We start from the raw sequence: 12,035 nt of genomic DNA on the forward strand, positions 1-12,035 counted from the left end.
CGGTTCTCCCGGCCCCCTGCGGACCTATGCAAAAGCGGCATGATACCGCCATTTTTTCGTTGTGCGGCAAGTGTTGCATATTGCGCCGCACGATAGGAATAAATTGCATTTCATTTTTGAAGCCTGCATAATTAATTTAATGCGCAACCGGTTGCGCAAATTAGAGTTACCGGTTGCGCAAGCTGGATAATCGAAAAATCACCGGCTATCACGGCGATATTCGGTGACTCCGCAAGCAGCCACAGATAAAATCGTAGTTAAAAAGATAATAAATGGAGACCAAATGAAGAATCGCAAACGCTTTTTGCTATCCACGATCACGCTCGCAGTGCTGGCGCTGATCCAGCAGGCGCGGGCCCAGGACGCCCCCCCGCCCGCAGCCCCGGCGCCAACGCCCGCCCCGGCCCCCACCCCGGCAAGCGACGCCACCAGCGTCAGCGCCGACAACGGCGACGACAAGCTCAACCGGGTGGTGGTCACCGGCAGCACCTCGCTCAAGCGCACGGTGCGCGAAAGCTCGGTGGCAGTCACCAGCGCCGACCGCGCCGACCTCGACCGCAAAGCGCCGCGCAGCACCGCCGCCGCGCTCGAACTGATCCCCGGCATGATGGTCGAGGATTCCGGCGGCGAAGTGTCCAACAACTACACGGTGCGCGGCCTGGCCGGCGGCGGCCAGAATTTCGTCCAGCTGTCCGAGGACGGGCTGCCGGTGTTCTACCATCCCGGCCTGGCCGACACCATCCTCAAGCAGGAACTGTCGATCGACCGCATGGAGGCGGTGCGCGGCGGCACCTCCGGCATCCTGACGGTCAACGGCGCCGGCGCCACCGTCAACTTCATCACGGTGCGCTCGAAGGACGAGCCGGAGGGCGCGCTGCGCCTGACCGGTTCCGACTACGGCACCAAGCGCATCGACCTGCGCTACGGCGGCGCGCTCGGCAACGGCTGGTATGCCGGCTTCGGCGGCTTCTACCGTAGCTCCGACTCGGTGCGCGACATCGGCTTCACCGCCGACCACGGCGGCCTGGTGCGCGCCTATGTCGGCCGCAAATGGAGCGACGGCGAGTTCAGCGTCAACGTCAAGCTGGTCAACGATCACAACACCTTCCTGCTGCCGACGCCGTTCCAGAACCCGAACAATCCGGAACCGGTTCCCGGCTTCAACGGCAACTACGGCACCTTGCTGAGCGCCGACAACGGCGTCCAGGCCGGCCGCAACTCCAACGGCATCCAGACCAACGACTTGAACGACGGCGTCGCCACCAAGTCGACCTCGATCGGCTACAACTTCGAGAAGCGCCTGAACGATGCCTTCACGGTGCGCTCCAAGGGCCGCTACACCGATTTCAAGAACGAGTTCAACGCCATCTTCACCTTCGACAACAACAGCATGCGCTCGGCCGCCGACCGCCTCGATCCCTCCACCAACAGCGACATCCGGGCCATGCTGACGCGCTTCCCCGGCACCACGCCGGCCATCCGCGGCGTCGCCAGCGGCACCATCTACGCCGGCGCCGACCTGGCCAAGGTCAGCGGCAATGGCCTGCTGACGGACAACATCTCGGCCAAGAACCGCGCCTACCGCCAGAACTTCGTCAACGACGTCAGCGTGACCTGGACCACGCCGGGCAACAGCCTGACGGCCGGCCTGCTGACCATCGACCAGGACGAGCAGAATGGCAACGACGGCAACACCCGCTTCCTCGGCGAGGTGCGCAACAATCCGTCGCGCCTGGATATCGTCGCCATCGACGGCGCCGGCAAGGTGGTCGGCCAGTTGACCGACAAGAGCGTGCTGGAGTACAACCCGTGGGGCGTCGGCCTGAGCCGCTCGAAGCTGACCTCGAACAACTTCTACCTGAATGACGAGTACCAGTTCAACGACCGCCTGCGCCTGGACGCCGGCGTGCGCGTGGAGAAATTCAGCTACCGCGCATGGCGTCCGCAGGGCTCGACGGTGGCGATACCGGGCTCGAGCAAGCCGGACGGCACGGATGCCGACAACATCATGGTCAACAACACCATGCCGGCCTTCAACGGCCAGTATGACTATGTCGATAACGGCGGCTTCCGCCACAGCTCGGTCACGGCGGGTGGCAACTACCTGATCAACGACAACCTGGCCGCCTACGCCCGCTACTCGCGCAGCTACCAGGCCAACAACGAAAATCCGGTAACCAACATCAGCTTCGGCGAGCTCGGCGCACGCTACCAGCAGCGCGGCTTCTCGGCCTCGCTGACGGCGTTCCGCACCAATTTCAAGAACTACGAGTTCAGCCGCCTGCTCGAGGGCGACACCTTGGAAACCCGCGTCGGCGGCGACATCATCGTCAAGGGCCTGGAGTACGAGCTGCAATGGAAGCCGGTGCGCTACGCCCGGGTCAACCTGACGGGCGTGGTCCAGCATTCGACGATGAACATCCGCAGCGTCAACGGACCGTCGGCCGCCACAGTCGACACCGCCAGCTTGGGCTCGCACCCGGAGCGCTCGCCGGACCAGAATTTCACCATAACGCCGAGCCTGCTTCTGCCGGATAACAAGGGTGAGATCTACCTGTCCTACCACAAGGTGGGCAAGCGCTACGCCGACGCCGCCAACTCTTTCGTGCTGCCGGCGTATCACACGCTGGCGGCCGGCGCGAGCTACCAGTTGTCGCCGACCCTGACGATGAATTTCAGCGTGCAGAACCTGACCAACACGATCGGCCTGACCGAGGGCAACCCGCGCGCCGGGTTCACCGAGGTTGCCGGCGGCAACTACTTCTTTGCGCGCGCCATCCTGGGCCGCAACATGCAGCTGAGCCTGACCGCGGCCTTCTAAGTGGTGCGTCCCCCCTTGCCGGTCGACATGATTGTCGGCCGGTTTTTTTGCCAGGCATGGCGTCGCGGCGCCGCCTTTTAAGAAAAATTATCGATGAAAAAATACCTAAGCATGGCCTTGCTGCTGGTGTGTTCGGCCATCCAGGCGCAGGACGCCGACGAGTGGACCATCGCCGCCCCGAAGATCGATCCGGCCCGCTACCATGGCGTGACGGTGGCCAACGGCATGATCGGCCTGGTGTCGTCGCCGGCGCCGATGAAGATCCGCGAAGTCGTGCTCAACGGCGCCTTCGACACCTACGGGCGCGGCCGGGTCGACAACATCATGAAGGGATTTAACTTCATGAACATCAACCTCGACGTCGACGGCCAGCGCGTCGACGCCGCCCACGTGACGGGCCTGCGCCAGTCGCTGGACATGAAGCGCGCCTTGCTGGTCACCGAGTTCGACGTCGGCGACAAGGTCCATGTGCGCCACAGCGTCGCGGCGCTGCGCCAGCTGCCCTACACGGCGCTGGCCACGGTGGAGATCACGGCGCGGCGCGACACCGCCGTCACCCCGGCCGCCATGATCGAGGCGCCCGATATCCTGCGCGACGTCAAAAACCTGTACGCGCAGATCGACCGGCCGCACGTGCGCATTCCGTTGATGAGTTCCGTCGGCAAGAGCCCGTCGGGCAAGCACACCATCGCCGCCGCCGTCAGCTTCATCTTCGACCAGGACGCCAAGCCCGAGCTGGTGCACGAGGACACCGACTACAACACCCACCTGACCAAGTTCACCAACAAGCTCAAGGCCGGCGCGACCTTGCGCTTTTCGGTGGTCGGCTCGATGATGACGTCGGCGCACCTGGGCGACCCGCACAACGAGGCCGAGCGCCTGACCGTGTACGCCGCGCTCGAAGGCCGCGAACGCCTGATGGCCGCCCACCTCAAGGCGTGGGAGGCCTTGTGGACCGGCGACGTCGTCATCGAAGGCGACCCGCAAACCCAGCGCGACATGCGCCTGGCGCTGTACCACCTGTATTCGTTCGCGCGCGAGGGCACGGCGTTCAGCCTGTCGCCGATGGGGCTGTCAGGCCTGGGCTACAACGGCCATGTGTTCTGGGATGCCGAGCTGTGGATGCTGCCGCCGCTGCTGGCCCTTCATCCGGAGCTGGTCAAGTCGATGCTCGAGTACCGTTTCCAGCGCCTGGACGCGGCGCGCCAGAACGCCCGCAACCACGGTTTCCAGGGCGCGATGTTCCCCTGGGAGTCGGCCAGCGAGGGCTCCGAGGTCACGCCGGTTTGGGCGCTGACCGGTCCGTTCCAGCAGCACATCACCGGCAGCGTCGGATGGGCGTTCTGGAAGTACTATCAAGTCACGCACGACAAGGTTTGGCTGCGCGAGCGCGGTTATCCGATGCTCAAGGAGGTGGCCGACTTCTGGATCAGCCGCGTCGAGCGCAAGGGCCCGGGCCGCTACGAGATCAACAATGTGATCGGCGCCAACGAGTGGCAGGAGAACATCGACAACAACGCCTTCACCAACGGCATGGCGATCACCGTGCTGGGCTACGCCACGCGGGCGGCGCGCGAGCTGGGCATCGAGCCCAATCCGGATTGGGAACTGGTGGCGGCCAACATCCCCATCCTGCGCTTCCCGGACGGCACCACGCGCGAGAACGCGACGTATGACGGCGTGCCGATCAAGCAGGCCGACGTCAACCTGCTGGCGTATCCGCTCGATATCGTCACAGACAAGGCGCGCGTGGCCCAGGACCTGGCCTACTATGCACCCCGGCTGGCGCCGGAAGGGCCGGCGATGGGGGCGGCGATCGTCGCCACCCTGTACGCCCGCGCCGGCAAGGCCGAGCAGGCCTACGCCACTTTCCAGCACAGCTACCAGGGGATGCGGCTGGCGCCGTTCGGCGTGCTGGAGGAGTATCCTGGCGGCGGCAACCCGTATTTCGCGACCGGGGCCGGCGGGAGCTTGCAAGCGTTGCTGTTCGGCCTGGGCGGTTTGACTATCGACGACCGGGGCATCCACCAGCGCAAGACGCCGTTGCCCAAGCGCTGGAAGAAGCTGGAAATACGCGGCGTCGGCGTCGCGCGCGCGACATTTACGTCGCCGTGATTTTCCCGCCCTAAGATACTTGTTACCTGCTTTTGGAACTTAACGATGCAACAGATAACCCCGCTGCCCGAATCCGCCGAACCGGCATTGCGCTTTTCCCTGCCGGAGGGCCTGGTCGCCAACGAATTCCTGCGCCAGGGGCCGGTCGCCGCCCACCTGCTGCTGAGCTCCGGCGCGACGCCGCGGCTGCTGGCCGCCTTCCCGGCCGGGAACAGCGCCACCGGCCTGTGGTTCGAGCCGGTGGCCGCGCCGCTGCAATGGAGCGAGGCCGCGCGGTTGCGCGCCGTGCAAGGCGACGACGAGCATGGCCGGCCGCTGTACGGCATCGCCACCGATATCGGCGCCGACCTTGCCACCTTGACGGTGGCCGGAGTGGTGCTCAGCTCGGCACGGGTGCTGCGTGACTACCAATACGACCGCCGCCTGCCGCCCGGCGTCCATAACCTGGTGCGTTTCACCGCCGACAGCGTGCGCTGGTCGCGCGACCGGCTTGACGGCGCCGCCGGCTACGCCATCGTGCTGCAAGTGCTGAACGGAACGGTCGACACCGACGTCCATGGCCGCGTCACCTTGAACGCCGCGCCCGGCCAAACCTTGCGACTGCGCCTGTCCGCCTTGACGGGCGAGGCGGCGCTGGAGCCGCTGCCGCCGGCCCAACTGTTGCGCGATCCGGATGCCGGCACCCTGCGCGGACGCCAGGGCCTGGCCTTCCTCAGCTACCGCGACAAGTTGCTGGCCGGCTCGTGGCGCTTCAACACCTACTTCGGCCGCGACACCCTGATGTCGCTGCTGTTGCTGATGCCGGCGCTGACGCCACAGGCCATCGAAGCCGGCCTGGCGTCGGTGCTGGATCGCCTCGATCCGCAAGGCGCCGTCGCCCACGAGGAGGATATCGGCGAGTGCGCGCTGCTGCACGGCGGTGGCGGCGCGCCCGTGTACGACTACAAGATGGTCGACGACGACTTCATGCTGGCGCCGGTGGTCATGGCCTATCTTCTGGAGCAACCGGGCGGCGCCGAACGCGCGCCGCGTTGGCTGGCCGAGCCTGGCGCCGGCGGGGAGGCGCGTGGCGCCGCACTGGGTCGCAATTTCCGCCTGGTGCTGCAACTGGCCGGCGCTTACGCGCAGCGGCCCGGCATCGCCGCGTTGATCCACCTGAAGCCGGGCCATCCGACCGGCGACTGGCGCGACAGCGCCGATGGCCTGGGCGGTGGCGTCGTTTCGTACAACGTCAACGCCATCCTGGTGCCGGCGGCCCTGCGCGCCATCGCCGCGCTGTGCGACAGTGGATTGCTGGCGCCGTATCTGGACGGCGGCGCGGCGCACGCCGCCGGACTGGCGCGAATCTGGGAAGAGCAGGTCCCCGGTTACTTCACCGTGGTGCGCGACGCCGAGTCGGCGCGCGCCGGCGTCCAGCGCTACGCGGCCGAACTGGGCGTGGACGCCGCGCCCGCGCTGGCCAGCCTGGACGGGCACGAACTGGCCTTCGCCGGCATCGCCCTCGACACGACGGGGCGGCCGGTGCCGGTGCTGCATTCCGATCTTGGCTTCGCGCTGTTGTTGCAGCGGCCACCGCCGGCATTGATCGAGCGCGAACTGGCTGCCATCATGCGCCCCTTCCCGGCCGGGTTGATGACCGGCGTCGGCCTGCTGGTGGCCAATGGCGCCTATGCCGACGCCGCGCTGCGGCCGTTGTTCGGGCCGGACCGCTATCACGGCGCGGTGGTGTGGTCGTGGCAGCAGGCGTTGCTGGCGGCCGGCCTGGCGCGGCAATTGGGGCGCGCCGATTTGCCGGCCGCCACCCGCGCCTTGCTGTCCGAGGCCCAGGCCGCGCTGTGGGCCGTCATCCTGCCGACCCAGGACCAGAGCAGTTCCGAGTTGTGGTCCTGGGCCTGGGAGGCGGGCGGCTATCGCATGCGGCCGTTCGGCCCCGACGCCGCCACCGCGGACGAGTCGAACGCGGTCCAGTTGTGGAGCACCGTCTACCTGGCGGTGAGGCCGCCGCCGGGCACAAGTACAATGTCCGGGTAACCCCCCACGCCGCCGAACACCATGCGCCGATCACGGCCACCGCAGCATCAGGAGACAAGCTATGAACGATCGACCAGGCCGCCGGCGCGCGGCGGTGTTGTGCGCCACCGTCTTGATGGCGATGACGGCGCCGGCGCGGGCGGCCGAGGCGGTCACGGTCGCCGTTTGGGGCTCGTCGCCCGCCGAGGTGGCCGCCTTCGACCTGGCGGCGGCCGCCTTCACCAGCAGCACCGGCATCGTGGTGCGCAAGCAGGTCATCGAGGACAAGTACCCAGACGTGCTGCGCTCGCGCTTCGCCGCCGGCAACCCGCCCGATGTGTTTTATCTGGACGCCCTGGAGGCGCAGTTGCTGATCCAAAGCGGGGTGCTCGAACCGATGGAGCTGGGTCCGGCCGACCAGGCCGATTTCTATCCCCAATTTCTGCAAGCCTTCCGTGGTCCCGGCGGTCAGCTGTACGGCCTGCCCAAGGACTATTCGACGCTGGCGCTATACCTGAATCCGCGCCTGCTGAAACAGGCCGGCTACCGTCCGGACGACGTGCCGCGCGACTTCAACGGCCTGATGCGTTTTGCGCAAACCCTGCAGACGCGCCTGCCGCGCGGCATGGCGGCGATGATCGTCGAGAAGGACCTGTCGCGCCACCTGGCGGCGCTGGAAACGTCGGGCCAGGCGCTGATCGGGGTCGACGGCCGCGCCCACTTCACCGGCAATCCGGGCGCCTATGCCTACCTGAACCAACTGGTCACCGGCCACGTGCTGAAGTACCTGTACTCGCCCAAGGACGACCTGGGCGCCGATTGGCCGGGCGCCGCCTTCGGCTCGCAGCGCACCGTCATGATGATGGAGGGGAACTGGGTGCAGCCGGCCCTCAAGAACGACTACGGCGACGTGCCCTTTGTTGCGCGCGAGATGCCGACCGTGAACCAGCGCAAGCAGACCATGGCCTTCGTGGTCGGCTACGCGGTGCCGCGCGCCGCCAGGAACAAGGCCGCCGGCCTGCGCTTCGCGCGCTACATGACCGGACCCGGCATGCGCTTATGGGCCAGCGCCTCGGGTACCTTGCCGACGCGGCGCAGCGTGGAGGCGGCCATGCGGGTGCGCGCGTCGCCGGTGCTGGCTGCCCATGTGGCCGGCGCCGCCTATGCCACGGTGTGGTCGCGCGGCGTCGAATTGCCGGTGCTTAACACCAATTTCGGCAACCAGTTCCTGGCCGCGTTCAACGGCACCAAGTCGCTCCAACAGGCGCTGGAGAAGGCCGAAACCGTCTCCAACCGGGAAATCGAGCGCCAGCGATGAAGCCGTCCACATCCGATGCGTCGTCGCGGCCGTGGCGCTCGCGCCTGCCGCGCGCCGCCACCATGAGCGCCTATGCCTTCCTTTTGCCGGCGCTGCTGCTGGTCAGCCTGTTCACACTGGCGCCGATCGCCTACGCGCTGTTCGTCTCGGTGCAGAAGATGGACCTGGTGTCCGGACACCACACCTTCGTCGGCCTGCGCAACCTGGTCTATCTGGTCGAGGACGACAAGTTCTGGGCCGCCTGCCGCAACACCATGGTCTACGTGGCGGTGGTGGTGCCACTGCAAACGGTGATCGCGATGGCGCTGGCCTGCGCCATCAACAGCCGCATCCGCTTCCGGCGCAGCTTCGTCACCTTGCTGTTCCTGCCGACCTTGACCTCGTCGGCGGCGATGACGATGATCTTCATGTGGCTGTTCAATAACAACGGCGTGGTGGTGCAGTTCGTGCAGCAGCACTTCGGCCACAGCGTCAACTTCCTCGGCGATCCCAAATGGGCGCTGGCCATCATCATGTTGATGAACGTGTTCTCCACCATCCCCGGCTTCATGGTGGTGTTCCTGGCCGGCCTGCAGGAGATCCCGGCGTCGCTGTACGAGGCGGCGCTGCTCGACGGCGCCGGCCCCGTCAGCCGCCACTGGGAGATCAGCGTGCCGCAGCTGACGCCAATCACCTGCTATGTCGTCACCATGGGTCTGATCGGCTGCTTCCAGGTGTTCGACCAGGCCTTCATCCTGTCCGGCGGCGAGGGCGGGCCGGAGAACGCGACCCTAACCTTCACGCTGCTGATCTACCACTTCGCCTTCAAGAACTACAACACCATGGGCCTGGCCTGCGCGCTGGCGGTGGTGCTGACGGTGATCATCTTCTGCGCCACCCTGGTCCTCAACCGCTTCGTGCCGCCGGACGGAGCCAACCGATGAACCGCCCATCCTCTCCCGGCGCGCGCCTGCGGCTGGGCGCCCTGTACGCCGTGCTGGCCGGCTACAGCCTGTTGACCCTGGCACCTTTCGCGTGGGCCGTCCTGACCTCGCTCAAAAGCACCCGCGAGATCGCCGGCGCCGATGGCATCTGGCCGCAGGCGCCGACCCTGGCGGCCTACGAGGTGATCCTGCACGGGCCCCTGTACCAGTGGCTGTGGAATTCGTTCACGGTGGCGCTGGCCGTCACCCTGCTCAACGTCATGTTCAACACCATGGCCGGCTACGCGCTGGCGCGCTTCCGCTTCCGTGGCCGGGGGCTGGTGTTCCAGACCTTGATGCTGCTGGTGATGGTGCCCAGCCAGGTGACGATGATTCCAGCCTACGTGATCGTCGCGCGCATGGGCCTGGTCGACACGCACCTGTCGGTGATCCTCACCTCGGCCGTGTCGATCGCCTACATTTTCATGATGCGCCAGTTTTTCATCAATTTCCCGGTCGAGATCGAGGAGGCGGCCATGCTCGACGGCTCTGGGCCGTTGCACCGATTTTTCCGCATCGTGCTGCCGATGGCCAAGCCGGCGCTGGCGACGCAGGCCATCTTCGTCTTTATGGGCATCTGGAACGAGTTCATGAAACCGTTGCTGTTCATCTCCAGCGTCGACCGGTATTTGCTGACGCAAGGCTTGAACGCGGTGGCCAAGCAGTACGCCAAGTCGTCGTCGTGGAACCTGATCATGGCCGGATCGGTGATCTCCATCCTGCCGATCCTGATCATGTACGTCGGCTTGAACCGGCATTTCCTGAGCATTAACGACCAGTCCAGCGGCATCAAGTAAAAACGGAAACCCCATGACGCAAGTGAGCCTGCACAACATCGGCCTGGCCTACAACGGCCAGCCCGTGCTGAACGACATTAATCTGAGCATAGCTCCCGGCGAATTCTGCGTGTTCATCGGCCCTTCGGGCTGCGGCAAATCGAGCCTGCTGCGGCTGATCGCCGGGCTGGAGCAGGTCAGCGCCGGCACGCTGACCATCGATGGCCGCACCATCAACGACGTACCGGCGGCCGAACGCGGCATCGCCATGGTGTTCCAGAGCTACGCGCTGTATCCGCATATGACCGTTTACGACAACATGGCGTTCGGCCTGACGCGGCAGCGGCTGGACAAGGCCGAGATCGAGCGGCGCGTGCTGGAGGCGTCGCGCATTCTGCAACTGGACGCGCTGCTGGCGCGCAAGCCGGGCGCCTTGTCGGGCGGGCAGCGCCAGCGGGTGGCGATCGGCCGCGCGATCGTCAAGAAGCCCAAGGTGTTTTTGTTCGATGAACCGCTGTCCAACCTGGACGCCTCGCTGCGCGCGCAGACCCGGCTCGAGATCGCGCGCCTGCACCGCGACCTCGACTCCCCCAGCATGATTTACGTGACGCACGACCAGGTCGAGGCGATGACCCTGGCCGACAAGATCGTGCTGCTGCGCCCCGCCGCCGAGGCGCCGGGGCGCTCCAACGTGGCGCAGATCGGCACGCCGCTGGAGCTGTACCACCATCCGGCCAACCTGTTCGCGGCGCGCTTCATCGGCACGCCGGCGATGAACTTTCTGACCGCCAGCCTGGCCGGCGTGACGCCGCACGGGATCGCCGCCACGCTGGAAGGGCGCGGCTGCGACGCTGCCGTCGATGGCGCCGGCATGGCGCCGGGCGCCGCGCTGACCTTGGGCATCCGCCCCGAGCACATGGTGCTGGGACAGGGCGATTGGCGGGCGAAGATCGTGCACATTGAAGCGCTGGGGGAGCACAGCCATGTGCACCTGCACTGGGCCGAGGGGCAGCCGACCTTGATCGCCAAGACACAGGATGATGGCTTGCTGGTGGGCGATGCGGTGGCGTTTTCCCTACCCGCCGCCGCGCTGCATGCCTTCGGCGGCGATGGCGTGGCCTTGCGCAGGCTGCGGCCGGGCGCGGGCGAGGCGTCGTCGAATGGGGTCGCCATCCGGTAAAAGATGGTCGAAGTAGTTCGTCACCACGTCGTCCGAGCAGGCGGCTGGACTGGCGTTCATCCCGGTTTAAGAATGATAACTTACGCTGCGCCGGTATCAGGCATGCGGCGAGCCAGCCTTGGCCTGGGTATGCGCTCGTAACCATGGGATCTCTCGATGAAAGCATTTTTTCCATTTTTGTTTTGCGTTCTGTTCTCGGGAGGCGCCTCCTGCGCCAGCTTTGACTGCGGCACCGCCGCCGCCATCACGGAGAGACTCATTTGCTCGGATGCCGAATTGTCGAAGAGGGACGAGGAATTGGCCGCCAGCTACAAGAAAACGCTTGCCTCCCTGGATGACGTCAATAAGAAGCGACTTGTTATGGAACAAAAATCCTGGCTGAGATCTTCTCGCGGCCTGTGCGATGACGTCGCCTGCCTGCGCCGCTCATATGAAACCAGAGCCAAGCTGCTGCAAGAATGTCACGGTCTTTGTGTCGACTTGTTGGAAGACTATGCCTCCAATGGAGAACGTCACAACCTCCTGACGATGCGGGACTCGAACGCGCGCAACCAGTCATTTAGCGCAGACCTGTCGAGTAGAAAGCTTGGCGCGGTGTCGGGTTGCGAAACCTTGATCGATATCGCGGTGGGTACGGCGCACGGCAACAATAGTTTTGGTGGCCTGTGCAGGCTCGGCGGTGAGAAAAGCAACAGCTTCTTTATGGTCTGTAATGATGAGATGATGGGGTAATCCCCCCATTAATGATGCGCACCAGAAGTAGAGGCTATGCGGCGAGGGCCAATTTCTGAATCGGCGTAATGCCGCCGAGTGCCATGTGTGGCCGGTCGTGATTGTATGTCCATAACCAGCG

At 65.7% G+C, this 12,035-nt stretch carries 9 protein-coding genes; 8 read left to right on the forward strand and 1 reads right to left on the reverse strand.

Features of this window, described 5'->3' with window-relative positions; genetic code table 11:
- Positions 1 to 283 precede the first annotated feature (283 nt).
- From MRBLMU1_RS09625 to MRBLMU1_RS09660, 8 genes are all read left to right on the forward strand, one after another.
- Positions 284 to 2,821 (forward strand): TonB-dependent receptor, encoded by a 2,538-nt coding sequence (locus tag MRBLMU1_RS09625; RefSeq protein ID WP_363500123.1) that lies wholly within the window; start codon positions 284 to 286, stop codon positions 2,819 to 2,821.
- Between the two features lie 93 nt (positions 2,822 to 2,914).
- On the forward strand, positions 2,915 to 4,936 hold the full coding sequence (locus MRBLMU1_RS09630; protein WP_363500126.1) for a glycoside hydrolase family 65 protein: 2,022 nt from the start codon (positions 2,915 to 2,917) through the stop codon (positions 4,934 to 4,936).
- Between the two features lie 45 nt (positions 4,937 to 4,981).
- Positions 4,982 to 6,967: a hypothetical protein gene (locus MRBLMU1_RS09635; protein ID WP_363500129.1), complete on the forward strand. Its 1,986-nt coding sequence runs from the start codon at positions 4,982 to 4,984 to the stop codon at positions 6,965 to 6,967.
- Positions 6,968 to 7,028: 61 nt separating this feature from the next.
- Entirely contained in the window at positions 7,029 to 8,264 is a 1,236-nt protein-coding gene (locus MRBLMU1_RS09640) for an ABC transporter substrate-binding protein (RefSeq protein ID WP_363500132.1), read from the forward strand.
- Positions 8,261 to 9,187 carry a carbohydrate ABC transporter permease gene (locus MRBLMU1_RS09645; RefSeq protein WP_363500134.1) on the forward strand — a complete coding sequence of 309 codons (927 nt, stop codon included), beginning with the start codon at positions 8,261 to 8,263 and terminating at the stop codon, positions 9,185 to 9,187. Before MRBLMU1_RS09640 ends, MRBLMU1_RS09645 begins: the two co-directional genes overlap by 4 nt.
- Positions 9,184 to 10,023, forward strand: coding sequence for a carbohydrate ABC transporter permease (locus tag MRBLMU1_RS09650; RefSeq protein WP_363500136.1), 840 nt, complete (start codon positions 9,184 to 9,186; stop codon positions 10,021 to 10,023). The genes MRBLMU1_RS09645 and MRBLMU1_RS09650 overlap by 4 nt, the downstream gene beginning before the upstream one ends.
- A 13-nt stretch (positions 10,024 to 10,036) precedes the next feature.
- Entirely contained in the window at positions 10,037 to 11,182 is a 1,146-nt protein-coding gene (locus tag MRBLMU1_RS09655) for an ABC transporter ATP-binding protein (RefSeq protein WP_363500139.1), read from the forward strand.
- A gap of 156 nt (positions 11,183 to 11,338) precedes the next feature.
- Positions 11,339 to 11,914 (forward strand): lysozyme inhibitor LprI family protein, encoded by a 576-nt coding sequence (locus MRBLMU1_RS09660; protein WP_363500142.1) that lies wholly within the window; start codon positions 11,339 to 11,341, stop codon positions 11,912 to 11,914.
- Positions 11,915 to 11,948: 34 nt separating this feature from the next.
- On the opposite strand, the gene MRBLMU1_RS09665 is transcribed toward MRBLMU1_RS09660, so the two are convergent.
- A partial coding sequence (locus MRBLMU1_RS09665) for an integrase core domain-containing protein (protein WP_161051113.1) occupies positions 11,949 to 12,035 on the reverse strand: 87 nt, incomplete at its 5' end.

Origin of the sequence: Burkholderia sp. LMU1-1-1.1, assembly GCF_040675865.1 — a bacterium.
Classification (GTDB): Bacteria; Pseudomonadota; Gammaproteobacteria; order Burkholderiales; family Burkholderiaceae_D; genus Rugamonas.

Excerpts from the sequence above, each read along its gene's own strand:
- MRBLMU1_RS09625 (WP_363500123.1), top strand. The coding sequence starts at position 284 with ATGAAGAATCGCAAACGCTTTTTGCTATCCACGATCACGCTCGCAGTG.
- MRBLMU1_RS09630 (WP_363500126.1), top strand. The coding sequence starts at position 2,915 with ATGAAAAAATACCTAAGCATGGCCTTGCTGCTGGTGTGTTCGGCCATC.
- MRBLMU1_RS09635 (WP_363500129.1), top strand. The coding sequence starts at position 4,982 with ATGCAACAGATAACCCCGCTGCCCGAATCCGCCGAACCGGCATTGCGC.
- MRBLMU1_RS09640 (WP_363500132.1), top strand. The coding sequence starts at position 7,029 with ATGAACGATCGACCAGGCCGCCGGCGCGCGGCGGTGTTGTGCGCCACC.
- MRBLMU1_RS09645 (WP_363500134.1), top strand. The coding sequence starts at position 8,261 with ATGAAGCCGTCCACATCCGATGCGTCGTCGCGGCCGTGGCGCTCGCGC.
- MRBLMU1_RS09650 (WP_363500136.1), top strand. The coding sequence starts at position 9,184 with ATGAACCGCCCATCCTCTCCCGGCGCGCGCCTGCGGCTGGGCGCCCTG.
- MRBLMU1_RS09655 (WP_363500139.1), top strand. The coding sequence starts at position 10,037 with ATGACGCAAGTGAGCCTGCACAACATCGGCCTGGCCTACAACGGCCAG.
- MRBLMU1_RS09660 (WP_363500142.1), top strand. The coding sequence starts at position 11,339 with ATGAAAGCATTTTTTCCATTTTTGTTTTGCGTTCTGTTCTCGGGAGGC.